Annotated in this window: 20 protein-coding genes; 10 read left to right on the top strand and 10 right to left on the bottom strand. The window is 72.7% G+C overall.

Translation table 11 applies throughout. The features are described from left to right. Positions 1 to 52: 52 nt before the first annotated feature. Positions 53 to 958, top strand: coding sequence for a Gfo/Idh/MocA family protein (locus tag ACZ4MH_RS02265; RefSeq protein ID WP_351586925.1), 906 nt, complete (start codon positions 53 to 55; stop codon positions 956 to 958). Here the strand turns inward: ACZ4MH_RS02265 and lnt are convergent. The 4 genes from lnt to ACZ4MH_RS02245 all read right to left on the bottom strand — a co-directional run bounded on the left by lnt (position 930) and on the right by ACZ4MH_RS02245 (position 7,277). Continuing rightward, on the bottom strand, positions 930 to 2,549 hold the full coding sequence (gene lnt, locus ACZ4MH_RS02260; protein ID WP_467753813.1) for an apolipoprotein N-acyltransferase: 1,620 nt from the start codon (positions 2,547 to 2,549) through the stop codon (positions 930 to 932). The two genes, ACZ4MH_RS02265 and lnt, sit on opposite strands and share 29 nt — an antisense overlap. Positions 2,550 to 2,680: 131 nt before the next feature. After that, positions 2,681 to 3,172 (bottom strand): nuclear transport factor 2 family protein, encoded by a 492-nt coding sequence (locus ACZ4MH_RS02255; RefSeq protein WP_351602058.1) that lies wholly within the window; start codon positions 3,170 to 3,172, stop codon positions 2,681 to 2,683. A 62-nt stretch (positions 3,173 to 3,234) separates the two neighbouring features. Further along, complete coding sequence (locus ACZ4MH_RS02250; RefSeq protein ID WP_351602061.1) at positions 3,235 to 5,127, bottom strand: ABC transporter ATP-binding protein; 1,893 nt, start codon at positions 5,125 to 5,127, stop codon at positions 3,235 to 3,237. 161 nt (positions 5,128 to 5,288) lie between these two features. Further along, positions 5,289 to 7,277 (bottom strand): heavy metal translocating P-type ATPase, encoded by a 1,989-nt coding sequence (locus tag ACZ4MH_RS02245; RefSeq protein ID WP_467753810.1) that lies wholly within the window; start codon positions 7,275 to 7,277, stop codon positions 5,289 to 5,291. A 173-nt stretch (positions 7,278 to 7,450) separates the two neighbouring features. Between ACZ4MH_RS02245 and ACZ4MH_RS02240 the strand changes: the two genes are divergently transcribed. Further along, positions 7,451 to 7,825, top strand: coding sequence for an ArsR/SmtB family transcription factor (locus tag ACZ4MH_RS02240; RefSeq protein ID WP_351597836.1), 375 nt, complete (start codon positions 7,451 to 7,453; stop codon positions 7,823 to 7,825). A 34-nt stretch (positions 7,826 to 7,859) separates the two neighbouring features. Here the strand turns inward: ACZ4MH_RS02240 and ACZ4MH_RS02235 are convergent, their stop codons facing one another. Next, a complete protein-coding gene (locus tag ACZ4MH_RS02235; protein ID WP_351597838.1) occupies positions 7,860 to 9,218 on the bottom strand; it encodes an NAD(P)/FAD-dependent oxidoreductase in 1,359 nt (452 codons plus the stop codon). Positions 9,219 to 9,969: 751 nt separating this feature from the next. Between ACZ4MH_RS02235 and ACZ4MH_RS02230 the strand changes: the two genes are divergently transcribed. Then, positions 9,970 to 10,314, top strand: coding sequence for an STAS domain-containing protein (locus ACZ4MH_RS02230; protein WP_351597840.1), 345 nt, complete (start codon positions 9,970 to 9,972; stop codon positions 10,312 to 10,314). Between the two features lie 129 nt (positions 10,315 to 10,443). On the opposite strand, the gene ACZ4MH_RS02225 is transcribed toward ACZ4MH_RS02230, so the two are convergent. After that, positions 10,444 to 11,307, bottom strand: coding sequence for a serine/threonine protein kinase (locus tag ACZ4MH_RS02225; protein ID WP_351597843.1), 864 nt, complete (start codon positions 11,305 to 11,307; stop codon positions 10,444 to 10,446). 218 nt (positions 11,308 to 11,525) lie between these two features. Here ACZ4MH_RS02225 and ACZ4MH_RS02220 point away from each other — a divergent pair, with 218 nt between their 5' ends. Continuing rightward, complete coding sequence (locus ACZ4MH_RS02220) at positions 11,526 to 13,676, top strand: SpoIIE family protein phosphatase (RefSeq protein WP_351597845.1); 2,151 nt, start codon at positions 11,526 to 11,528, stop codon at positions 13,674 to 13,676. 67 nt (positions 13,677 to 13,743) lie between these two features. Here the strand turns inward: ACZ4MH_RS02220 and ACZ4MH_RS02215 are convergent, their stop codons facing one another. Then, entirely contained in the window at positions 13,744 to 14,760 is a 1,017-nt protein-coding gene (locus tag ACZ4MH_RS02215; RefSeq protein ID WP_351597847.1) for a LacI family DNA-binding transcriptional regulator, read from the bottom strand. Further along, a complete protein-coding gene (locus ACZ4MH_RS02210; RefSeq protein WP_351597849.1) occupies positions 14,753 to 16,027 on the bottom strand; it encodes an MFS transporter in 1,275 nt (424 codons plus the stop codon). The genes ACZ4MH_RS02215 and ACZ4MH_RS02210 overlap by 8 nt, the downstream gene beginning before the upstream one ends. Positions 16,028 to 16,126: 99 nt before the next feature. Here ACZ4MH_RS02210 and ACZ4MH_RS02205 point away from each other — a divergent pair, with 99 nt between their 5' ends. Beyond that, complete coding sequence (locus tag ACZ4MH_RS02205) at positions 16,127 to 16,579, top strand: winged helix-turn-helix transcriptional regulator (protein WP_351597852.1); 453 nt, start codon at positions 16,127 to 16,129, stop codon at positions 16,577 to 16,579. 8 nt (positions 16,580 to 16,587) lie between these two features. Here ACZ4MH_RS02205 and ACZ4MH_RS02200 read toward each other — a convergent pair whose 3' ends face one another. Further along, complete coding sequence (locus ACZ4MH_RS02200) at positions 16,588 to 17,067, bottom strand: flavin reductase family protein (RefSeq protein WP_351597855.1); 480 nt, start codon at positions 17,065 to 17,067, stop codon at positions 16,588 to 16,590. A gap of 344 nt (positions 17,068 to 17,411) precedes the next feature. Beyond that, entirely contained in the window at positions 17,412 to 18,071 is a 660-nt protein-coding gene (locus ACZ4MH_RS02195; RefSeq protein ID WP_351597858.1) for a GntR family transcriptional regulator, read from the bottom strand. Between the two features lie 94 nt (positions 18,072 to 18,165). Here ACZ4MH_RS02195 and glyA point away from each other — a divergent pair, with 94 nt between their 5' ends. The 5 genes from glyA (at position 18,166) to ACZ4MH_RS02170 (ending at position 24,627) form a co-directional block, all read left to right on the top strand. Beyond that, positions 18,166 to 19,464, top strand: a complete 1,299-nt coding sequence (gene glyA / locus ACZ4MH_RS02190; RefSeq protein WP_351597861.1) for a serine hydroxymethyltransferase — start codon at positions 18,166 to 18,168, stop codon at positions 19,462 to 19,464. Beyond that, positions 19,461 to 20,681 carry a sarcosine oxidase subunit beta family protein gene (locus ACZ4MH_RS02185; RefSeq protein WP_351597864.1) on the top strand — a complete coding sequence of 407 codons (1,221 nt, stop codon included), beginning with the start codon at positions 19,461 to 19,463 and terminating at the stop codon, positions 20,679 to 20,681. The genes glyA and ACZ4MH_RS02185 overlap by 4 nt, the downstream gene beginning before the upstream one ends. Positions 20,682 to 20,820: 139 nt before the next feature. Continuing rightward, positions 20,821 to 21,117, top strand: coding sequence for a sarcosine oxidase subunit delta (locus ACZ4MH_RS02180; RefSeq protein ID WP_351597867.1), 297 nt, complete (start codon positions 20,821 to 20,823; stop codon positions 21,115 to 21,117). Further along, the gene (locus ACZ4MH_RS02175) at positions 21,114 to 24,005 is read left to right on the top strand and encodes a sarcosine oxidase subunit alpha family protein (RefSeq protein WP_351597870.1); all 2,892 of its coding nucleotides are present in this window, start codon (positions 21,114 to 21,116) and stop codon (positions 24,003 to 24,005) included. Before ACZ4MH_RS02180 ends, ACZ4MH_RS02175 begins: the two co-directional genes overlap by 4 nt. After that, complete coding sequence (locus tag ACZ4MH_RS02170) at positions 23,998 to 24,627, top strand: sarcosine oxidase subunit gamma (RefSeq protein ID WP_351597873.1); 630 nt, start codon at positions 23,998 to 24,000, stop codon at positions 24,625 to 24,627. The genes ACZ4MH_RS02175 and ACZ4MH_RS02170 overlap by 8 nt, the downstream gene beginning before the upstream one ends. The last annotated feature ends 69 nt before the right edge of the window (positions 24,628 to 24,696 follow it).

Here is a 24,696-nt window from a genome sequence, read left to right as displayed (position 1 = left end):
CGCCCGACGGGCCGGAACGGGGCATTGGATCAACACACCAGAGGTGACACCCGTGAAGGTAGGCTGCATCGGCCTCGGCGACATCGCGCGGAAGGCGTACCTCCCCGTGCTCGGGGTGCAGCCCGGAGTCGAACTGCACGTGCAGACCCGTACTCCGGCCACCCTCGACCGGGTCGCCGACACCCTCCACCTGCCCGCGCGGCAGCGCCACGCCGACCTGGACTCGCTGCTCGCGGCGGGGCTGGACGCGGCGTTCGTGCACGCGCCGACCGTCGCCCACCCCGAGATCGTCGGCCGCCTGATAGAAGCCGGCGTGCCGACCTATGTCGACAAGCCGATTTCTTACCACTACGCCGAGAGCGAGCGGCTCGTGCGGCGGGCGGCGGACCGCGGGGTCGGCCTGGCCGTCGGGTTCAACCGCCGCTACGCGCCCGGGTACGCGCAGTGCCTGGAGCACCCGCGCGAGCTGATCCTGCTGCAGAAGAACCGGGTCGGGCTGCCCGAGGACCCGCGCACCCTCGTGCTGGACGACTTCATCCACGTCGTCGACACGCTGCGCTTCCTGGCGCCGGGGACCATCGAGGACGTGCATGTACGGGCGCGGATGCGGGACGGGCTGCTGCACCATGTCGTCCTGCATCTGTCCGGCGACGGGTTCTCCGCGATCGGCACGATGAACCGGCTCAGCGGCTCGGCCGAGGAGATCCTCGACGTCTCCGGGCAGGACACCAAGCGCCAGGTGGTCAACCTCTCCGAGGTGATCGACCACAAGGGGCAGCCGAGCGTGCGGCGGCGCGGTGACTGGGTGCCGGTCGCCCGGCAGCGCGGCATCGAGCAGGCGGTGCTGGCCTTCCTGGACGCGGTACGGGCCGGGACGTTGCTGACCGCCGAGGACGCGCTGCTTACGCACGAGCTGTGCGAGCGGGTGCTCACCGAGGTGCTGGGCGGGGCCGCCTGAGGAACCGGACCGTGCGCGTGACGGGCTGGTGGGCGGGCAGCTCGGTGCTCCGGTCGTCCGGCGCCTGCGCCGACGGCGGCCGCAGCGCCCGTACGCCGGTCCGCAGGCAGTACGCGGCGAGCGCGAGGAGGGCCGCGTAGAGCGGCCAGTCACCGAAGCGGACGTACGGGCTGGTGCCGTGCGCCAGCGGCAGCTCGTAGACCGCGGCGGTGGCCCGGTCGGTGGCCAGCTGCCCGCCGATCGGTGCGCCGTCCGGCCCGTACACCGCGCTGACCCCGGTCAGCGTCGCGTGCACCATCGGGCGCCAGGTCTCCGCCGCGCGCAGTGCGGCCAGCGACGCGTGCTGCCCGGGCGCCCAGCTGTCCTGGAAGGTCGAGGTCGAGGACTGCGCGACCAGCAGCCCCGCGCCGTCGCGGACCAGCCGTCGGCTCATGTCGGGGAACGCCGTCTCGAAGCAGACCAGCGGGCCGAACCGCAGGCCCGGTGACGACTCCGAGGCCGTCTCCATCACGACCTGGCGGGTACCGCGCCGACGGTCCTCGGTGGCGGCCTTGCCGACGCTGGTGGCCCAGCCGAGCAGCGCGCGGGCCGGTACGTACTCGCCGAACGGCACCAGCCGCATCTTGTCGTAGCGGTCGCCGGTCGGGCCGTCCGGGCCGATCAGTACGGACGACTTGTAGATGCCGGGGCGGCCGGTGCGCCGCGCGTCGACGTTCACCAGCAGGTCGGCGCCCACCTCGCGGGAGAGCGCGGCCAGCCGGGCGCGCAGGTCGGCGCGCCGGGTCAGGTCCGTGCCGACGCTGCTCTCACCCCAGACCACCAGGTCGACGCCGCGGCCCTTGAGGGTGCGGGTCAGCCGCTCGCCCCGCGCGAACCGGGCGTCGGGACCGGCCACCACGCCCGCCTGTACCACCGCGATCCGGGCCGTGCCGGCGGGCTCGGGGCGCGGCGCCCACGCCCAGGCGGCGCCCGCGACCACGGCGATCGCCAGCAGCCCGCCGAGCGCGGCCCGGCGGGCGGCGGGGGACAGCAGCAGCACGGTCAGCGCGGTGTTCACGGCGACGAGCAGCAGCGTCAGCAGCCAGACGCCGCCGAGCGAGGCGAGCCGCAGCGCGGGCGCCACCTGCCACTGGCTCGCGCCGAGCACGCCCCACGGCCCGCCCAAGTACTCCCAGGACCGCACCAGTTCGACCAGCAGCCAGCCGCACGGCACGAGCAGCAGCGCGGCCGCGCACCGCGCGGGTCCCGGCCGCCCGCGCAGCAGATCGCGGACGAGCACGCCCCACGGCGCCCACAGCGCGCCGAGCAGCGCGGCCAGTACGAGCAGGAAGACGTGCAGGCTCGGCAGCAGCCAGTGGTGCACCGCCAGCATGAAGCCGGTGCCGCCCAGCCAGCCCTCCAGGGCGGCGCGCCGGGGCGTGCGGGCGGTGGCCGGCAGTGCCAGCCAGGGGACCAGGACGACGTACGCGAGCCACCACAGCCCGGGCGCCGGGAAGCACAGGGCCGGCAGCGCGCCGGCCACCACGGCGGCGACGGCGCGCCACCAGGGGGAGCCGGGGCTCGGGTCCTTCTCGCCTGCCGGGCGGCGCATGCCGTGTCCCCCTCTCGGGTCGGACGCCCAGTGTGCGCCACGAGGGCGATCATGCACAGGGGGCGCGGCGAGGCGGTCTCCGGAGCAAGCCGTGCGGGGGAGACCTCACCGGGGACGTCCCCGTCCGGGCCTCATTCCTTGCCCTTCGGCACCACCTGGCGCCACTTCTCGTGGACGACGACCTCCGCCAGCCGCCAGCCCTCCGGGGTGCGGTGGACGGTGAAGGCGTAACGGCCGCCGCAGGTGTAGTTCGGTGCCACCGCGCCGTGGTCGACGGGGACGGCGCCGGCCGGGTCCGCGAGCCGCATCGGGTTGAGGTAGTCGGCGCGTACGGTGGCGGTGTCGCCGGGGGCGCCGTCCCGGGTGGCCTGGATGATCCGGCGGTTGACGATCAGATGCTGGCGGACGGGGAAGTGGCGCATCATCTCCGCGAGCCAGCCGGCGATCTCCTCGCCGCTGCCCTCGATGCCGCCGGCCGAGCGGTAGTCCGCCCGGCCGTCCTTAGTGAAGAGCTCCCGGTACGCGGGCCAGTCGCCGTCGTCCACGGCGTGGGCGTAACAGGTGATGAGGTCGTCGATCGCGAGGCGGTCCATGACGGTCGAGTGTTCAGCGCGCTGAGTCACCCTCCGAGTGTTCGGCATCGGCCGGTCGCCGCCAAGGGGCGGGACCGGCCGGTGACGGCGAATCAGTTGACCGTTGCCGCCTGCTGCGGGGCCGGGGACTGGTCGAACTGGGTGCGGTACAGCTCTTCGTAACGCCCGCCCGCGGCGAGCAGCTCCTCGTGGCTGCCGCGCTCCGCGATCCGGCCGTCCTCGATCACGAGGATGACGTCGGCGGCCCGCACGGTGGACAGCCGGTGGGCGATCACCAGGGAGGTGCGCCCCGCCAGCGCCTCGGTCAGCGCTTCCTGCACCGCGGCCTCGGAGGTGTTGTCCAGGTGCGCCGTGGCCTCGTCGAGGATGACCACCCGAGGGCGGGCCAGCAGCAGCCGGGCGATGGTCAGCCGCTGCCGCTCACCGCCGGAGAGCCGGTACCCGCGCTCGCCGACGACCGTGTCCAGGCCGTCCGGCAGCGAGGCGATCAGGCCGTCCAGGCGGGCCCGGCGCAGTACGTCCCACAGCTCCTCCTCGGTGGCCTCGGGCCGGGCGAGCAGCAGGTTCGCGCGGAGCGAGTCGTGGAAGAGGTGGCCGTCCTGGGTGACCATGCCGAGGGTGCCGCGCAGCGAGGCGGCCGACAGGTCGCGCACGTCCACGCCGCCGATGCGCACGGCGCCCTCGTCCGTGTCGTACAGCCGCGGCAGCAGCTGCGCGATGGTGGACTTGCCGGCGCCGGAGGAGCCGACCAGCGCGACCATCTGGCCCGGCTCGGCCCGGAAGGACACGTCGTGCAGGACCTCGTCGCCGCCCCGGGTGTCGAGCGTCGCGACCTCTTCGAGGGAGGCGAGGGAGACCTTGTCGGCGGCCGGGTAGCCGAAGCGTACGCCGTCGAACTCCACGGCCAGCGGGCCGTCGGGCACCGTGCGGGCGTCCGGCTTCTCGCTGATGAGCGGCTTCAGGTCCAGTACCTCGAAGACCCGCTCGAAGCTCACCAGGGCGCTCATGACCTCGACGTGGGCGCCGGACAGCGCGGTCAGCGGCGCGTAGAGCCGGGTCAGCAGCAGGGCGAGGGACACGATCGCGCCGGGTTCCAGGCTGCCGCGCAGGGCGAGGTAGCCGCCGAGCCCGTAGACGACGGCCAGCGCGAGCGCGGAGACGAGCGTGAGCGCGGTGACGAAGAACGTCTGCACCATGGCGGTACGGACGCCGATGTCGCGCACCCGGCGCGCCCGCGCGGCGAATTCGGCGGACTCCCGCTCGGGCCGCCCGAAGAGCTTGACCAGCGTCGCGCCGGGCGCGGAGAACCGCTCGGTCATCTGCGTGCCCATCGTGGCGTTGTGGTCGGCGGCCTCCCGGCGCAGCTGCGCGAGGCGCCGCCCGACGCGCCGCGCCGGCAGTACGAACACCGGGAGCAGCACGAGGGCGATCAGGGTGATCTGCCAGGACAGGCCCAGCATCACGACCAGCGTCAGGATCAGCGTGACGATGTTGCCGACGACCTGGGAGAGCGTGTCGCTGAACGCCCGCTGCGCGCCGATGACGTCGTTGTTGAGCCGGCTGACCAGGGCGCCGGTGCGGGTGCGGGTGAAGAACGCGACGGGCATCCGCTGGACGTGGTCGTACACGGTCGTCCGCAGGTCCAGGATCAGGCCCTCGCCGATGGTCGCTGACAGCCAGCGGGTGACCAGCCCGAGGCCCGCTTCGGCGACCGCGATGGCGGCGATCAGGCCGGACAGGCCGAGCACCAGGTCCGTGGAGGAGCGGTGCACGATCGCGTCGACGACCCGGCCTGCCAGCAGCGGAGTGGCCACGGCCAGCATCGCCGTCACCGTGCTGAGCAGCAGGAACGCGACCAGGTGGCGGCGGTGCGGGCGGGCGAAGGCCGCGATGCGGCGCACGGTCTCCCGGGAGAAGGGACGCCGGTCCTGCTGCGCGGTGATGGTGCTGTGCAGCGAATGCCAGGCGGTGACTTCCATGTCCATTGCGGTCCTCCGGGGTGCGCGGTCGTCCGTCGCGGGTCCGAGCGACCGGCGACACATCAGGAAGCTATGACCTCAACCAATGTTGAGGTCAACTGCTTCCCTCGGCAGGACCCTTTCGGGTACTCCTTGAGTATTTCCTTCCGGCGCCGGGGCGCGGGCGTTCAGACTGCCGCCCGGCGCCATGCCGCGGCCCGCAGCAGCCGCAGCCCGTTCAGCCCCACCAGTACGGTCGAGCCCTCGTGCCCCAGCACGCCCAGCGGCAGCGGCAGGTGGCCGGCCAGGTCCCAGACCACCAGGCCGCCGATGCAGACCGACGCGATGACGAGGTTCTGGGTCACCAGCTTCCGGGCGCGCCGGGAGAGCGCCACGACGGTGGGCACGGCGCCGATCTCGTCCCGCACGACCACCGCGTCGGCCGTCTCCAGCGCCAGGTCCGAACCGGCCCGGCCCATCGCCACGCCGCTGTCGGCGGCGGCCAGCGCGGGCGCGTCGTTGACGCCGTCGCCCACGACCAGCACCCGCTCGCCCTGCTCCTGCCAGCCGCGCACCGCGGCCACCTTGTCCTCGGGCAGCAGCCCGGCCCGTACGTCCGTCATCCCCGACTCGGCGGCGGTCAGCGCCGCGGTACGCGCGTTGTCGCCGGTCAGCAGGGCGGGCTCGGCGCCGGCCAGAGTGCGCAGCCGGGCCACGGCCCCGGGCGCGCCGGGCCGCAGCCGGTCGGCGAGCGCGAGCACGGCGGCCGGCGCCCCGTCGATCAGTACGACGACGGCGGTGTGGCCGTCCTCCTCGTACCCGGCGACCGCCTTACGGGCACCCGCCGTGCCGTCCGTGCCGTCCGTGCCCTCCGTGTCGTCCAGCAGGCCCGCCGGGCTGCCCACCCGGACGGTGCGCCCGCCGACCTCGGCGCGCACGCCCCGGCCCGGTACGGAGGAGAAGTCTTCGGCGGTGGCGGGCCGCAGGCCGCGCTCGCGGGCCGCGGTGACCACGGCGCGGGCGAGCGGGTGCTCACTGGGCAGCTCGGCCGCCGCGGCCGCCGCCAGCGCCTCGTCCTCGCCGAAGCCGGGCAGCGCCTGTACGGCGGCGACCCGCGGGGTGCCTTCGGTGAGGGTGCCGGTCTTGTCCATCGCGACCCGGGTGACCGAGCCCAGCCGCTCCATCGCCACGGCCGACTTCACCAGGACGCCGTGCCGCCCGGCGTTGGCGATCGCGGAGAGCAGCGGCGGCATCGTGGCCAGCACGACCGCGCACGGCGAGGCCACGATCATGAAGGTCATGGCGCGCAGCAGCGTCGCGGTGAGGTCCGCGCCGAAGGCGAGCGGGACCGCGAAGAGCGCGAGGGTGGCCACCACCACGCCGACCGAGTACCGCTGCTCGATCTTCTCGATGAACAGCTGGGTCGGCGCCTTGGTACCGCTGGCCTCCTCGACCATCGTCACGATGCGCGCGATGACCGATTCGGACGCGTCTTTGTCGACGCGGACGCGCAGCGCGCCGGTGCCGTTGAGGGTGCCCGCGAACACCGTGTCGCCGGTCCGCTTCTCCGCGGGCAGCGGCTCGCCGGTGATGGACGCCTGGTCCACCTCGCTCGCGCCGTCGAGCACGGTGCCGTCGGCGGGCAGCCGCTCGCCGGGGCGTACGAGGACGGTGTCGCCGACCGCCAGCCCGGTCGCGGCGACCGTCTCCTCGCCGTCGGCGGTCAGCCGTACGGCGGTGGACGGCGCGAGGTCCAGCAGGCCGCGTACGGAGTCCTCGGTGCGCCGGGTGGCCAGGGCCTCCAGCGCGCCGGAGACCGCGAAGATCACGATGAGCAGCCCGCCGTCGAGGTACTGGCCGATGGCGGCGGCACCGATCGCCGCCACCACCATCAACAAGTCGACATCGAGGGTGCGTTCGCGCAGCGCCGTCAGGCCCGCCCAGCCCGGCTCCCAGCCGCCCGCCGCGTAACAGGCCGCGTACAGCGGGCCCCACGCCCAGGCGGGCGCGCCCATGAGGTCGAGCGGGAAGGCGATCAGGAAGGTGAGCAGGGCGAGCGCGGCCCAGCGGACCTCGGGGAGCGCGAAGAGCCTGGTGCGGCGGGGGAGCGCCGCGGGGGCCGGTGGCGCCGGCGCGGTGGCGGCGGCCGTGGGCTCGTCGGCCAGCGTGGAAGCCATGGGGAGGACACCTCGGGGAGCGGAGACGTCCGCGCGGCGGGGCCGGCGGACGACAGTGCGGACGGGGGCGAACGTCACGCACGCATGAAGACCTCTTCATGCGTGCGCATCACTGTCACCATAGCCGAACACATGAAGAGGTCTTCAAATATGCTGGTCGTTACGATGGGCACATGGGACATGGAGTCGACGCCCGGGTCACGCCGGCCGAGCACCTGGACGCGGAGTCCGCCGCGACCATCGCCGCCACGCTGCAGGCGCTGGCCACGCCGTCACGCCTGATGATCCTCACCCGGCTCCGCCAAGGGGCCTGCCCGGTGGGCGAGCTGGCCGAAGCGGTGGGCATGGAGCAGTCGGCCGTCTCCCACCAGCTGCGGCTGCTGCGCGCGCTGGGCCTGGTCACCGGCGCCCGCCGGGGCCGCCGCATCGTCTACAGCCTCTACGACAACCACGTCGCGCAGCTCCTGGACGAGGCCGTCTACCACATCGAGCACCTCCGCCTGGGCGCCCGCGACCTGCCGGTGGACGACGGAGCCGAGCAGCTCTGAGGGGCCGCCCGGCCGCGCCGCTCCACCGCGGCCGTCAGCTGTTCCGGCGCCCGCCGGTCTGTGCTTGTACCGCATCCGCCGAGAGATAGGCGTCCGTGCGCTCGAAGTCGCGCAGCGTCGCCTCCCGCCCCGACTGGAACCCGGTCCGTACGAAATCGTCGCCCGCTGTGGCGTTGAGCAGCCAGTTCGCGACGGTACGGAACCGCGCGGTGCCGGTCCGCAGCGCCATGATGTGGTAGCCGCGCGCCACCACCTGCGCGGGCAGCCCGACCAGCTCCTTGCCGAGCGGCCGGGACACCGCGTCGGTGCCCCCGAGGTCGACCACCAGCCCCAGGTCCTTGTGCTTGTACGAGGTGGGCAGCTGACCCCGCAGCGAGGCCATGATGTTCTTCGCGGCGTGCTTGCCCTGGCGCTGCGCGTGCTGCGCGGTGGGCGGGCAGACCGCGCCGCCCTCCTTGGTGATGTCCGGTACCGCGGCGGCGTCGCCGCAGGCCCACACGCCCGGCATCCGCGGCACCGACAGATCCGCGTGCACCGCCAGCCGGCCCTTCACGGTCTCCGCGCCGAGCGTGCCGATCAGCGGGCTCGCGGCGACACCCGCCGTCCAGATGAGCGTGTGGCAGGGCAGCACCCGGCCGTCGGTGAAGGTCACGGTGTCCTCGGTGACCGACTCGACGGACACCCCGAGCGACACCTCGATGCCGCGCTTGCGCACCAGCTCCATCGCCTTGGTGCCGAGCCGCTCGCCCAGCTCCGGCATCAGCTTCGGCGCGATGTCGATCAGATGCCACTTGATCTCGTCGGGCTCGATGCGCCCCGCGTAGCGGGACGCCGCCGCACTGGTCAGCCGCTGCAGGTACGCCGCCGTCTCGGTGCCCGCGTAGCCGCCGCCGACCACGACGAACTGCAGCCGCGCGGCCTTCTCGGCCGGGTCGGAGCAGCACGCGGCGATGTCGAGCTGCGCGATGACCTGGTCGCGGACGTACGCGGCCTCGGCGAGCGTCTTCATGCCCCGCGCGTGCTCGGTCAGGCCCGGGATGTCGAAGGTCCGGGTGACGGATCCTGGAGTGAGGACGAGGTGGTCGTACGACAGGTTGACGGTCTCGCCGGTGATCTGGCGGACCACGCAGACCTTGGCGGCGGTGTCCACGCCGATCACGCCGCCCGGTACGAGCCGGGTCCGGTGCAGGATGCGGCGCAGGGAGGGGGCGATGGACTGGGGGGTGACCACGCCGGCCGCCAGGTGCGGCAGCAGTGGCAGATAGAGCTGGTAGTTGGTGGGGGAGACCAGCGTCAGCTCGGCCTCGCGGGCCTCCAGGCCGTGCTCCAGGGCGCGGGCGCACTCCACGCCGGCGAAGCCGCCGCCCACGATCAGCACTCTGGGTCGTTCCATCACGGTCCTCGCAATATCGGCAGCAGGGGGCCGGTGGCGGCGCCACCCCTGGACACGCTGGCACGCACCCCTCCGGCCCGCCATCGGGCCGCGGCCAGGGTCGTGCGACCGGGTGAGTACCGGCGTTCCCAGGTGCGCCGGGTGCCCCGCAGGCGGCGGTCCCATGCATCGCTTTTTGACACCGGCCGCCGCATTGCTCAGCACCTGCGCCTTGATAGGCACTGGCGCATCAATGCGCACGGAAGACCTATCGGGATCTCCTTCCCCTCGGGCTCGCCGCGGCGGCAGGATGGTGCGCGCGGCGCCGGGGAGCGCCGTACGGGGGATGGCGGGGGCGTCGGCGCATATCCGTGTGCGCGGACGCTCCCCGCGTACCCGGCCATCGCGCGGAACAGCGGGTCTTCCTTCTGTGCACGCGGCCGAGGGAGCGGAGCGCGAGGGGTGGCGAAGAGTGGCGGAAGGGGGTCAACAACTTTCTGGTACAACCAAGTTGTTGACTCGGGCCAGCGGAGCCGGGTACACCGTAACCACGTAACGGACCGGCCGATGACCCGGACCCTGCCGACGGCCGGCACGACGCGGATTCCCGAACGCCGACGGTGGTCGTTGCGCGACCTTACTCCGCGGGTGCCCCCCACCTCCGCAAGACTCCATCGCCGGTGTACGGCGCGATCCCGCGTCTCGGCCGAACAGTGAAGTGGGGACGGGGATGGCCAAAGAGAGGCGGTCCTTCGGGGGCCGTGAAAGGGCCGTGGGTGCCACCACGGTCATGGAGCTGAGCGGGGAGCTGGACATCCTTGCCAGGATCAACCTGGCCGACCGCATCGACGTACTCACCAGTACCGGACGCCCCGACCTGGTCGTGGACCTGCGCCGGGTGACCTTCATGGACTGCGGCGGCCTGTCGCTGCTGTGCCGGGCGCGGCTGCGGATCATGGCGCGTGAGGGGCGGCTGCGGCTCGTCTCGGACGACGGCAGTACGAGTGTCGTCCGGCTGCTGAGCCTGACCGGCCTCCTCGATTCCTTCGAGATCCACGCCGATCTGCTCTCCGCGCTCGACCCGCTGGGCACGACGTCCGACGACGCCATCGCCTGACCGGTCGCTCTCCACGGCTCGCTGCCTCTCGTGGCTGTCCGCCTTGCGGGGGTGTCTGCCTTGCGGCTGTCTTCCTCGTGGTGCGCGCACCCTCCTCGATGCATTAATGCACCATTTCCGCCCGTTAGATTAATGCATCAACTCGCCGCGGCCAAGGGGCTCGTGCGGATCGGCCGGCACCTCGCGGCCCGCCGCCCGCCACTCCCCGACGAACTGCCGCACGCTCGGAAAGCGGTGCGGCGGATCGGCGCAGGTGGCCCGGGCTATCACCGCGCGCTGCCGCGGCGTGCCGCGCCACGCCCGCTCCTCGTCGCCCGCGTCCATCAGTAGCCGCGCCGTCCGTCCGAGCGTGAACACCGTCGTACGGACATCGATGATCGCCCCGCGCACCCACTCCTCCGGCGCCATGAACCGCCGCGACCCCGGCAGCCGGTCCTCCTGCAGGACGAACGGGCCGCGGCGGTACTCGTCGAGGTCGATCAAGTGCGGGGTGTGCGTGGCGAAGTCGTACAGCACGGCCCCGTCGTAGAAGTCCACCGCGACGTGCCCGGCCTGCTCCACCGCCAGGTGCGCGTCCAGGATCAGGTCCAGCGCCGCCAGCACCCGCTCCACGGGCAGCGCCCGGAAGCGGGCCAGCGCGGCGCCCCGCGGCTCTCCGGGGGCGCGGGGCGGGGCGCGGTGGTACAGCGGCTCGCCGTCCCGCCACGGTAGGACGACGGCGGTCCGCTCGCCCACCCGCATCCGGTGCACCTGCGGGACGATCACCGGATGCCGTACGGCACGGTGGAACACCCAGCCGCGGTCCAGCGACCGCTGCGCCGCGTCCGTCAACGCCTCCTTGACGCACCAGCGTTCCCCGTCGGGCAGCCGCACACCGTACGTACGACACCCCGAGTCATGGCCGGGTCCGGCCGCGAACACCTCGCCCACCCGGGCGAGATACGGCTCGACGGCGGCCACCTCATACGTTCCGAGCAGCGGATGGTCGGTCATACCGGTCATCCTGCCAGCGGCCTCCGTGCGGCCGGGGCCGCGGCGGGCCGCGCCGGCGATTTCCGGCCGGCCCGCATTCCGGGTCCCCGCCGAGCTGGATCGGGAGCAGGCAGGACGAGCCCCGGAAGGCGCTGCCCCCACCCGATCACGCGTCCCGCCCGACGGAAACGCCCGGCATTGAGTAGAAATGATGCATACACGACGTGGAAGTGGGCGTGATGGTGACTGAGCAGCCACACCGTGACGGAGCCGGCGATGCCGGGCCGGGCGGTCCCGCCGGGGAGACGCAGGGCATCCCGGCGCTGGACGTGTTCGACCCGGCACCGGTCGCGGTGGCCGTCTTCCACGGCCCCGACCTCATCCTGGCGTACACCAACGCCGTCTACCGGCGGCTGTTCGGGGAGCGGCCGCACGGCGTACCGGCCCGGGAGGCCCTGTCCGACCTGCAGCAGGAACACTTCGAGCTGATGGGCCGGGTGTACCGGACGGGCGATCCGGTGCAGATCGGCCCCGACCGGCCGGTACGGATCGAGGACGCGCGGGGCGAGCTGCGGGACCGCTGGTTCAGCCTCAGCCTCTCCCGGGCCGTGCCCGAGGGCTGGGTGGGGGACCCGGAGGAGGCGGGCGTGCTGCTGGTGGCCATGGAGGTCACCGGCGAGGTCACCGCCAGGGAGCGGGCCCGGCTGCTCTCGGAGAAGCGGCTGCGGGTGCTCCACCGGTACCAGAGCCTGGTCACGGCCGGGGCCCAGAAGGTGTGGGTCACCGGCCCGGACGGCCGCCTCATCGAGCGCAGCCCCGGCTGGGAGCAGGTCACCGGCATGTCGTGGGACCAGCTCCGCGGCGACGGCTGGCTGGACTCCGCGCACCCCGACGACCGCGCCGCGCTCGCCGAGGCGTGGCGGCGCGCGGTCCAGGAGGTGCCGGAGCTGTTCCACCACCGCTTCCGGCTGCGCCACAAGGACGGCTGCCACCGCCACTGCGAGCTGCGCGCGGTCCCCATCCGGGAGGCGGGCCGGGTCGTGGAGTGGATCGGCGCCTGCGCCGACATCGAGGACCAGTGGCTGGCGGAGCGCCGCAAGGAGCTGCTGGTGCGGGCCTCGGCCGCGGTGACCGAGTCGGCCCGCGCCGACCACGCCTTCGCGGCGGTGGGGCGGGTGATCGTACCGGAGCTGGCCGACGCCTGCGGTGTGTACCTCTTCCCGGAGGGCGAGCCCGGCACCGAGCGGGAGGGGCAGGTCATCCACCGCATCTCCGCCACGATCCGGGACGGGCTGCCCGGGGCCATGGCTCCGCTGCGACCCGAACGGGTGACGTCCGGATCGGCCTTCGACCAGGCGATCCGCGAACACCGCCCGGTCCACCGCACCCTCGGCCCCGGCCCCGTACCGCCCGAGAAGGTGCCGCCCGGCGTGGCCGACTGGGCGGCGGAGGCGGGCGTGCACGACGTCGTCATGTTCCCCGTCACCGTCGCGGGGAGCGTGCACGCCGTGTTCACCGTCTACGCCTGCCGCGGCCGCGAACCCTTCAGCCGCGACGAACTCGGCCTCATCCGGGCCGTACTGGACCAGTCCCTGCCCGTCTTCAGCCACGCCCTGGAGCTCCGGCACACCCAGCGCATCGCCCTCGCCCTCCAGCGAAGCCTGCTCACCGATCCGCCCACGGTCGACGGCCTGGAGATCGTCGCCCGGTACACGCCCAGCACCATGGCGGACGAGGTCGGCGGCGACTGGTACGACTCCTTCGTCCTGCCCGACGGTGCCACCACCCTGATCATCGGCGATGTCGCGGGCCACGACCTGGCCGCCGCCGTCACGATGAGCAAGATGCGCAACATGCTGCGCGGCCTGGTCGTCGACCGGCAGGAGCCGCCCGGCGACATCCTGCGCAGGCTGGACGTGAGCACCCAGATCCTCGACACCGAGGAGGGCACCGCGACCTGCGTGTACGCGCGCATCGAGGGCGAGTCCGGCGGGCCCCGGCAGCTGCACTTCAGCGTCGCGGGGCACCCGCCGCCGCTGCTGGTCACCGCCGACGGCGAGGCACGGTTCCTGGAGGCCGCGCAGGACATCATGCTCGGCGGGCTGGCCCCGGACAAGGAACGGGCCAGCACCACCGAACCGCTGCCGCCGCGCAGCATCGTCCTGCTCTACACCGACGGCCTCGTGGAACGCGCCGACGAGGACATCGACCAGGGCCTGGAGCGGCTGCGCCAACACGCGGCGCGGCTCGCCACCGAGCCGCTGGACGAATTCTGCCGCGCCCTGGTCGAGGGCCCGTCCGCCACCAGCAACGACGACATCGCCGTGATCGCCGCCCGGATGCCGGGCCCGGAGGGCCAGGAACCGGAGGGCTCGGCGACGGTGATGTGAACGCGGTACCGAGACGGTGAGGTGCACGCGGTACTGGGGCGATGACGTGCACGCGGTACTGGGACGATCAGACGGGCGCGCGGCCCGACGTGCCGCGTTCGATCAGCTCCACGTCGAAGACCTGCCGCTGCGGGGTGTGCGCGTCCGGGTGCTCGATGCGGTGCAGCAGCGTCGTCGCCGCGGCCTTCGCCATCTTCTCCAGCGGCTGGCGCACGGTGGTCAGCCCGATCATCGACCAGCTGGACATCGCGATGTCGTCGAAGCCGATCACCGACAGGTCCTCGGGGACCCGCAGGCCCCGCCGCCGGGCCGCGTCCAGCACGCCGTACGCCACGATGTCGCTGCCGCACAGCACCGCCGTCGGCGCCGGGTCCAGCGCCAGCAGCTCTTCGGCCAGCGCGAAACCCGTCTCGTGCGAATGGCTGCCCCAGCGCGCGTACTTCGCGTCCAGCGGGCGCCCCAGCTTCGCCAGCGCCTCCGCGAAGTACTGCCGCCTGGCCCGCCCGCTGGAGGTCTCCGGCGGCCCCGTGAGCACGCCGATCCGCCGGTGGCCCAGGCCCACCGCGTACTCCGCCGCGAGGTCGCAGCCCGCCCGGTCGTCGCTCAGTACCCGGTCCACCTCGCCCCGCTCGGCGTCCCGGTGCAGCAGTACCAGCGGCATCCCCGACTCCAGGAACCGCGCCACCGCCGGTGATTCCACCGTCGCGGCGGCGAAGACCACGCCGTCCACCGCCCGGCCGCGCAGCGCGTCCAGGTCGCGCGGCGCGCTGTCCGCATCCGCGTCCGCCTCGCCCCGGGCGAGCAGCATCGTGCGGTACCCCGCCGCGCTGAACTCGCCGTGCAGCGTGGTGATTTCCTGCGGGTACAGCGGGTTCACCACGTCCGGAGTGATCACGGCGACGGTGTACGCGCGGTTCGTCGTCAGCGTGCGGGCCGCGAGGTTCGGCGCGTACCCCAGCTGCCGGGCGACCGTCAGGACGTGGTCGCGGGTGCGCCCGGCGACGAGGGTGTCACCGCGGAAGACCCGGGACACCGTGGTCTGCGACACCCCGGCGGCACGCGCCACGTCATACCCGTTAGGCACGGGGCCTCCCAGCTTCTCGATCTCCCCCGCTCACCTTATAGCCGGCCGCACGAGCCCCCGACCCGCCACCGGGGGCGGAAGCGCCAGGGGTGCTGTGTCGTGTGAACGCCCACAGCACCAGCCCGAGGCAGCTGAACGCGGCCCCCAGTGCGCAGACGGCGCCCCAACCCGCCACCGTGTAGAGGGAGGTCGCGGCGATGGCGCCGGTGGCGCTGCCGATCGAGTAGAAGACCATGTATCCGCCGATCAGCCGGCTGCCCGCGTCCGGGTGCAGCGCGTAGATCAGGGTCTGGTTGGTGACATGGACCGCCTGCACGGCGAGGTCGAGCAGGATCACTCCGACGACCAGGGCCCAGAGCGAGCTGCGGGTGAAGGCCAAGGGCAGCCACGAGGCGGCGAGCAGTGCCAGCGCGATGCCGGTGGTCCGCCGGGAGAGTCCGCGGTCGTTGAGGCGGCCCGCCACACTCGCGGCCAGGGCACCGGCGACACCGATCAGCCCCAGCGCCCCGATCGCGCTGTGCGACAGGAAGTACGGGGCCTCGCTGAGCGGCAGCGCGACGCTGCTCCACAGGGTGCTGAACGCGGCGAAGGCCAGCAGACCGAACAGGGCCCGGAGCCGCAGCAGTCGCTCCCGTGCGAACAGGGTGACCGTGGAGCGCAGGAGCTGTCCGTAGCGCAGGGTCGTCGGCGCGGTGTCACTGTGGCGCGGCAGTACTCGGTACAGGACCAGGGCGAGCAGAGCGGTGAGCGACGCCGAGGCGAGGTAGACGGAGCGCCAGCCCGCGAGATCGGCGATGAGGCCGGATGCGGTGCGGGCGAGCAGGATTCCGACGACCACGCCGCTGGTGACCAGACCGACGACCCGTCCGCGCCCGGCGGCGGGTGCCAGTGATGCCGCGAAGGCCACCAGTGTCTGCGTGACGACCGCGAGAAGCCCCGTCGCGGCCATGCCGGCCAGCAGGAGCGCCGCCGTGCGGGCGGTGGCCACCACGGTCAACGCCCCGACCAGGAGCAGCAGTTGGGCCACGACGAGCCGTCGACGGTCGGCCACGTCGCCCAGCGGCACGAGGAAGAAGAGCCCCAGCCCGTATCCGACCTGCGTGAGGGTGACCACGCTGCCGACAAGTGCCGGGCTCATGGCGAGGTCGTGGCCCATGGTCACCAGGAGCGGCTGGGAGAAGTAGACGTTGGCGACGGCCGCCCCGCAGGCGACGGCGAACAGGATGACGACGCCACGGGACAGGGCGGACTCGCAGTTACCTGACATCGGTACCCCCGCATTATGGTTTCAAGTTGCTACCAGTGGTGACGGTAACTTTCTTGGTAGCATGTTGCAACCGCAGGGAGCGAGGGGAGACGGGAAGCCATGGTGACCAGGACGCGCTTCGACGACAGCGAATGCCCCGTCGCCCGGTCGGTGGACGCGATCGGCGACTGGTGGTCCCTGCTGATCGTGCGGGACGCCTTCGACGGGAGCCGGCGTTTCGGGGAGTTCCAGCGCAGCCTCGGCGTGGCGAAGAACATCCTCACCGCACGTCTGCGAACTCTGGTGAATGGCGGCGTACTTGAATCCGTCCCCGCCTCGGACGGCAGCGCCTACCGCGAGTACGTACTGACTCCGAAGGGCAAGGCGCTCTTTCCCGTCATCGTGGCACTGCGGCAGTGGGGCGAACAGAACTTCTTCGCCCCCGGCGAACCGCACTCGGAGTTGGTCGACAGCCGAGAGGGACAGCGCCTCCGCGCACTGGAAGTGCTGTCCGCCGACGGACGACGGCTGAACCCCGACGACACGACCGTCCACAAGGTCTCCGCCCAGTAAGACACCCCCTAAGGCAGAGGCCGAGGCCAACCCGGAGGCGGGGCGGCGGCTGTGGTTTTGATGAAGCGGCCGCGGAAGAAGACCAGGGGGCGGGCCTCGTGGCCGGTTTCCAGCGCGAGGACCCGGCCGATCGCCACGTCGTGGTCGCCGGCGCTGTGGACGTCCGTGATCTCGGCGTGCACCCGCGCGAGGACCCCGCGCAGCGACGGTGTGCTCCACCGGGACAGGTCCCAGCCCAGTCCCTCGTACTTCCGGCCGGCGCGCGAGCCGAAGCGTGCGCACAGCTCCGTCTGGTCCTCGGCGAGCACGTTGGCCGTGAAGCGGCCGGCCGCTCGGATGCGTGGCCAGCTGCGTCCCCGATGGTCGGCGCAGAACAGTACCAGCGGGGGTGTCAGGGACACCGAGGTGAAGGACTGGCAGGTGAATCCGACGGGTTCGCCGCCGTCCAGCGCGGTCACCACCGTCACCCCTGTCGCGAACGCGCCCATGGCCCGTCGCATCTCCTCCGGCGAAGGGGCCTGCGCCGCGGTCCCAGGTGGTACCGCCGCTCTGGGCTGTGCCGGCGCTGTTGCTCTGGGCTGTGCTGTCGTTGTCATCAGGGTCACCTCGACCGGTCCGGCGCGGGGCAGGCCGCCGCGCTGTGGCTCGACGGTGGACCGTCGCCGCCGGGCCCCCGCGCCGCAGGCCACTGCCGCGCGGTGCTGTCGAGTTCCCCCGGTCCCCTCCCGTACACGGTCCCAAATCCGGCCCGTGTCAGGGAAACCAAGGCCAGAGCATTACGGATCGGATCGGACCGGATCGCCGCGCCGGTCGGCGGGTCGGTCGCCGTTGGTCAGATCGCCTCGCGGATTGCCTGTTCGAAGCCCTCGACATGGCTGCGGGCCAGTTCGGCGGCCTTGTCCGGGTCGGCGGCCGTGATGGTGCGGAGCAGCGGGCCGTGTTCGCCGATGTGGCCCGCCATGCCGGGCAGGCGGTCGACGAAGAGGCACCACACCCGGGTCGCGAGGTTGTCGTAGCGGACCAGGGTGTCTTCCAGGTACGGGTTGTGCGTGGCGGCGTAGATCGCGCGGTGCACCGCGAGGTCGAGGCGCATCAGGTCGTCCGGGCTGCGGCCCTGGTCGCCCGCGCTCTCCAGCTCGCGCAGCAGGTCGGTCAGGCGGGCGCGGTCCGCGGCGGTGGCGCGGCGCGCCGCCTGCGCGGCGGCCATCGGCTCCAGCTGCCGGCGGACCTCGGAGATGTGCGCGAGGTCGGTGATGTTGACCTCGGTGGCGAAGGTGCCGCGGCGGGGGAAGGTGGCGATCAGCCGCTCGTACTGGAGGCGCTTGAGCGCCTCGCGCACCGGGGTGCGGCCGAAGCCGAGGGACTGGGAGAGCTGGTCCTCGTTGATCGGCTCGCCGGGGCGGATGTCCAGCATGACCAGGCGGTCGCGGATGGCGCGGTAGGCCCGCTCGGCGAGCGACAGCTCCTCTGACCTGGACTCCGTACCGTTCATCAAGCCACCTCTTGACCTGTTCTTCGGACTCCCATACCTTACCGCACAGCCTGATATATCAGTTGCTCTTCAGCTGAATTCTAGGAGTGCGCAGATGGCAGCGAATGCTTCGATCGCCCTCACGTCACCGCTCGGCGAGCTCGACCCCGAGGTCGCGGCCGCGGTCGGCGCCGAACTCCACCGTCAGCAGTCCACCCTGGAAATGATCGCGTCGGAGAATTTCGCGCCGGCCGCCGTCATGGAGGCGCAGGGCTCGGTCCTGACCAACAAGTACGCCGAGGGGTATCCCGGTCGCCGCTACTACGGGGGCTGCGAGCACGTCGACGCCGTCGAGCGGCTCGCCCGGGACCGGGTCAAGGAGCTGTTCGGCGCCGAGGCCGCCAACGTGCAGCCGCACTCCGGCGCGCAGGCCAACGCCGCCGCGATGTTCGCACTGCTCAAGCCGGGCGACACCATCCTCGGCCTGGACCTCGCGCACGGCGGCCACCTCACCCACGGCATGCGCCTCAACTTCTCCGGCAAGCTCTACAACGTCGTTCCGTATCACGTCAGTAAGGACGATCTGCGGGTCGACATGGACGAGGTCGCGGAGCTCGCGCGCGAGCATCGGCCGAAGATGATCGTGGCGGGGTGGTCCGCCTATCCGCGGCAGTTGGACTTCGTGGCCTTCCGGCGCATCGCGGACGAGGTCGGCGCGTATCTGATGGTCGACATGGCGCACTTCGCCGGGCTGGTCGCCGCCGGGCTGCACCCCAGCCCCGTCCCGTACGCCGACGTCGTCACCACGACCACCCACAAGACGCTCGGCGGGCCGCGCGGTGGTGTGATCCTGTCCACCCAGGAGCTCGCCAAGAAGATCAACTCGGCCGTCTTCCCGGGGCAGCAGGGCGGGCCGCTGGAGCATGTGATCGCCGCCAAGGCCGTGGCCTTCAAGGTCGCCGCCTCCGAGGAGTTCAAGGAGCGGCAGCGGCGCACGCTGGAAGGCGCGCGCATCCTCGCCGGGCGGCTGCTCGCCGACGACGTCGCCGAGACCGGCGTCTCCGTCCTCACCGGCGGTACGGAGGTCCACCTCGTCCTCGTCGACCTGCGCGCCTCCGCGCTGGACGGGCAGCAGGGCGAGGACCGGCTGCACCGCATCGGCATCACCGTCAACCGCAACGCCGTCCCCTTCGACCCCCGACCCCCGATGGTCTCCTCGGGCCTGCGCATCGGCACCCCGGCGCTCGCCACCCGCGGTTTCGGGGCCGAGGAGTTCCGCGAGGTCGCCGACATCATCGCGCAGACGCTGAAGGAAGAGCCGGACGAGGAGCGCGCCGCCGTGCTGCGCGCCCGCGTCACCGCGCTCACCGACAAGTTCCCGCTGTACCCGGGCCTGAACGGAGCCACCGCATGAGCACGACGCCGTTGCCCGAGCACCCCGACCACCTCTGGCGCAACCCCGAGCCCCGCTCCTCGTACGACGTGGTGATCGTCGGCGGTGGCGGTCACGGGCTGGCCACCGCCTACTACCTCGCCAAGAACCACGGCATCACCAACGTCGCCGTCCTGGAGAAGGGCTGGCTCGCGGGCGGCAACATGGCCCGCAACACCACGATCATCCGCTCCAACTACCTCTGGGACGAGAGCGCGGGGATCTACGAGCACGCGCTGAAGCTGTGGGAGGCGCTGCCCGAAGAGCTGGAGTACGACTTCCTGTTCAGCCAGCGCGGCGTCCTCAACCTCGCGCACACCCTCCAGGACGTACGCGAAGGCGTCCGCCGCGTCGGTGCCAACAAGCTCAACGGTGTGGACGCGGAGTGGCTGGACCCACAGCAGGTCGCCGAGGTCTGCCCGATCCTCAACGTCTCGTCCGACACCCGCTATCCCGTACTCGGCGGCACCTACCAGCCCCGGGCCGGCATCGCCAAGCACGACCACGTCGCCTGGGCGCTGGCCCGCCGCGCCGACGAACTGGGCGTCGACATCATCCAGCACTGCGAGGTCACCGGCTTCGTGAAGGACGGCGACCGGGTCGTCGGCGTGGAGACGACCCGCGGGCGCATCAACGCAGGGCGCGTCGGCCTCGCGAGCGCGGGCCACAGCAGCGTCCTGGCGGAGAAGGCCGGCTTCCGGCTGCCCGTACAGTCGCATCCGCTCCAGGCGCTGGTCTCCGAGCTGCACGAGCCGGTGCACCCGACCGTCGTGATGTCCAACCACGTGCATGTGTACGTCTCGCAGGCGCACAAGGGCGAGTTGGTGATGGGCGCGGGCGTGGATTCGTACAACGGGTACGGGCAGCGCGGCGCGTTCCATGTCATCGAGGAGCAGATGGCCGCGGCGGTGGAGTTGTTCCCGGTCTTCGCGCGCGCCCATGTACTGCGTACCTGGGGCGGCATCGTCGATGTCACCCCGGACGCCTCGCCGATCATCGGCACCACGCCTGTGGAGAACATGTACGTCAACTGCGGCTGGGGGACCGGCGGTTTCAAGGCCACCCCGGCGGCCGGCTGGACGTTCGCGCACACGATTGCGACCGGGGCGCCGCATCCGATCAACGCGCCCTTCGCGCTCGACCGCTTCGTCACGGGGGCGCTGATCGATGAACACGGTGCGGCTGCGGTGGCGCATTGACGCGGCGGCCTCGCGCCGTAGCCGTTTTTCTTTGTTGCCGGGTGCGACGCCGTTGTGGCTGGTCGCGCAGTTCCCCGCGCCCCTGAACTCGCCCTTCGGGCTCGTCGTGACGGGCCCGCCCCCCTCGAGAGGAACGACCATGCTCCTCCTGTCCTGTCCATGGTGCGGTCCGCGTGACGAGACCGAATTCCACTACGGGGGCCAGGCCCACGTCCCCTTCCCCGCTGACCCGCACACGCTCGATGACCGGCAGTGGGCCGAGTACGTCTTCTACCGGGACAACCCCAAGGGCCCGTTCGCCGAGCGGTGGATGCACGCCACCGGCTGCCGCCGCTGGTTCAACGCCGTACGGGACACCGCCACTTACCAAGTGCTGGCCACCTACCGGCTCCACGAGCCGCGCCCCGACGTGCTGTCCGAGGGAGGGAACCGATGACCGACCAGCACCGCCGGCTCCCGTTCGGGGGCCGCATCGACCGCGCCACCCCGCTCCGCTTCACCGTCGACGGCCGCGAACTGACCGGCCACCCGGGCGACACCGTCGCCTCCGCGCTGCTCGCGGCCGGTGTCACCGAGGTCGCACCCTCGATCTACCGCGGCCGCCCGCGCGGCATCACCGCCGCCGGGGTCGAGGAACCCAACGCGCTGTTGCAGATCGACGGCCCGTGCTCGGAAGGCATGCTCCCGGCCACCACCGTGGAGCTGTACGACGGGCTGTCCGCCACCACGATCTCCGGCCAGGGCCGGCTGGACCCCACCCCCGACCCCGCCGTGTACGACAAGAAGTACGTGCACACCGACGTGCTGGTCATCGGCGCAGGGCCGGCCGGGCTCGCGGCCGCCGCCACCGCCTCGGCCACCGGCGCCCGGGTGCTCCTCCTCGACGAACAGCCCGAATGCGGCGGCGCGTTGCTCTCCGGGCGCGGCGAGACGGTCGACGGCCGGGACGCGCTCGCCTGGGTACAGGAGACCCGGGCCGCGCTCGACGCCGCGCCCGAGACGCTCGTCCTCTCCCGTACGACCGCCTTCGGCTCCTACGACGACAACTATGTCCTCGCCGTGCAGCGCCGCACCGACCACCTCGGCGCCGAAGCACCCGAAGGCGTCTCGCGGCAGCGGCTGTGGCACATCAGGGCGGCGCAGATCGTACTGGCCACCGGCGCCCACGAACGGCCGCTGGTCTTCGCGGACAACGACCGTCCGGGCATCATGCTCGCCTCCGCCGTCCGGACGTACCTCAACCGGTACGCGGTGGCGCCCGGCACGCGCGTCGTGGTCGCCACCACCCACGACAGCGCGTACGAGACGGCGGCCGACCTCTGCGCGGCCGGCGTCGAGGTCGCGGCCGTCGTCGACGCCCGTACCGAACTGTCCGAGCCGGCAGGGGAGTTCGCCACTGCCACCGGAGTGGAGGTGCTGACCGGTAGCGCGGTGGCCGGCACCGCCGGGGACCCGCGGCTGACCGGCGTCACCGTCCGCGCGTTGGACGAGAACGGCCAACTGACCGGCCCCGCCCGGTCCTTGGACTGCGACCTGCTTGCGGTCTCCGGTGGCTGGAGCCCGGTCGTGCACCTGCACAGCCAGCGGCAGGGGAAGCTGCGCTGGGACGAGGAGCTGGCGGGCTTCGTACCGGGCGAGCCGGTGCGCGACCAGCGGCTCGCCGGCGCGGTGTGCGGGACGTACGACCTGGCCGGCTGTGTCGCGGACGGGGCAAGGGCCGGGGCGCAGGCCGCCGCGGACGCCGGGTGTGCGACCGATGTCCCGGCCGCGCGCACGCCGGAACCGCCGGCGCCCGTACGTCCCCTCTGGCTCGTCCCCGGCGAGGGCGACGACCCCGGCGCCTGGGACACCCACTTCGTCGACCTCCAGCGTGATGTGACCGTCGCCGACGTGCGGCGCTCCACCGGCGCCGGGATGCGCGGCGCCGAGCACGTCAAGCGGTACACCTCGCTCGGCACCGCCAACGACCAGGGCAAGACCTCCGGCGTCAACGCCATCGGTGTCATCGGTGAGTTGCTGAAGGAGGGCAGCGCACCCACCTCGCCGGGCGACATCGGCACGACGACCTACCGCGCGCCCTACACCCCGGTCGCCTTCGCCGCCCTCGCCGGGCGGGAGCGCGGCGACCTCTTCGACCCCGACCGCCGCACCGCCGTCCACGACTGGCACGTCGAGCAGGGCGCGGAGTTCGAGGACGTCGGGCAGTGGAAGCGGCCGCGGTACTACCCGCGGCCCGGCGAGTCCATGGACGAGGCCGTCGCCCGCGAGTGCCGGGTGGCCCGCGAGGGCGTCGCCTTCATGGACGCCTCCACCCTCGGCAAGATCGAGATATGGGGCGCGGACGCCGGCGAATTCCTCAACCGCATCTACACCAACGGCTTCAAGAAGCTGAAGCCCGGCTTCGCGCGCTACGGCGTGATGTGCAAGCCCGACGGCATGATCTTCGACGACGGCGTGACCCTGCGCATCGCGGACGACCGGTACTTCATGACCACCACGACCGGCAACGCCGCCGCCGTGCTGGACTGGCTGGAGGAGTGGCTGCAGACCGAGTGGCCCGAGCTGGACGTGAAGTGCACCTCGGTCACCGAGCAGTGGACCACCGTCGCCGTCGTCGGCCCGAAGTCGCGCGAGGTGATCGCCCGGGTCGCCCCGGACCTGGACGTCTCCAACGACGCGTTCCCCTTCATGACCTTCCGCGAGACCACCCTCGCCTCCGGCGTCCCCGCGCGCGTCTGCCGGATCTCTTTCTCCGGTGAACTGGCCTACGAGATCAACGTCTCGTCCTGGTACGGCCGGGCCGTCTGGGACGAGGTGCACGAGGCGGGCCGCCCGTACGGCATCACTCCGTACGGCACCGAGACGACGCACGTGCTCCGTGCCGAGAAGGGCTTCATCATCGTCGGCCAGGACACCGACGGCACGGTCACCCCGCAGGACGCCGGGATGTCCTGGGTGGTCTCCAAGCTGAAGGACTTCGTCGGCAAGCGCTCCTTCGCCCGGGCCGACACCGCACGCGCCGACCGCAAGCACCTGGTCGGCCTGCTGCCCGCCGACCGCACGACCCGCCTCCCCGAAGGCACCCAGATCATCGACCGCGGCGTGCCCGTGACCCCCGAGGCCGGCCCCGTGCCGATGCTCGGCCACGTCACCTCCGCCTACTACAGCCCGGCGCTCGGCCGCCCGTTCGGCCTGGCGCTGGTCACCGCGGGGCGCGACCGGGTCGGCGAGACCCTGCTCGCCGTCGTCGGCGACGACCTCGTACCCGTCGAGGTCTCCGGACCCGTCCTCTACGACCCCGAAGGGACCAAGCGCGATGGCTGAGCCGACCGTCACCGACACCGCCACCGGCCCCGCTGCGCTCCGCCGCAGCCCGCTCGCCCACCTCGCCGACCGGCTGCGCGACGCCACCGTCACCGGTCCGCGCGGCGTCGCGGTGAGCGAGTGGCCGTACACCACGATGCTGAGCCTGCGCGTCGAGCCGGGTTCGGCCGCCGCCGCGCGGATCGAGAAGTGCCTCGGCGCCGCGCTGCCCGCGCGCTGCGGGGAGACCGCGCCGGCCGGGCCGCGCACGACGCTGTGGCTCGGCCCGGACGAATGGCTGGTGGTCGCGCCGCCCGGCACGGCCCCGCTCACCGCCGAACTCCACGAGGCGCTGGCCGGCGAACCCGGCTCGGTCGTCGACGTGTCGGCCAACCGCACGGTCCTGGAGCTGCGCGGCCCCGCGGCCCGCGACGTCCTCGACAAGGGCTGCCCGCTCGACCTGCACCCGCGTGTCTTCACCCCCGGAGAGGCCGTCGCCACCCGGCTCGGCCCGGTCCCGGTGCTCCTGTGGCGGACCGCCGAGGACACCTACCGCCTCCTCCCGCGCGCCTCCTTCGCCGACTACCTGGCGCGCTGGCTGATCGACGCGATGAGCGAGTACGCCCGGCCGGAGGTGACCTGACGGCGCACCACTCCTTCGCGGGCGCTGCCACAGCCGGGCAGTAAATACCACGAAAGGCGGTCATGTCAT

The organism is Streptomyces sp. NPDC026301 (genome assembly GCF_055567935.1).
The sequence above is the reverse complement of the archived record's forward strand: the minus strand, read 5'-3'. Positions and strand labels throughout refer to the sequence as shown.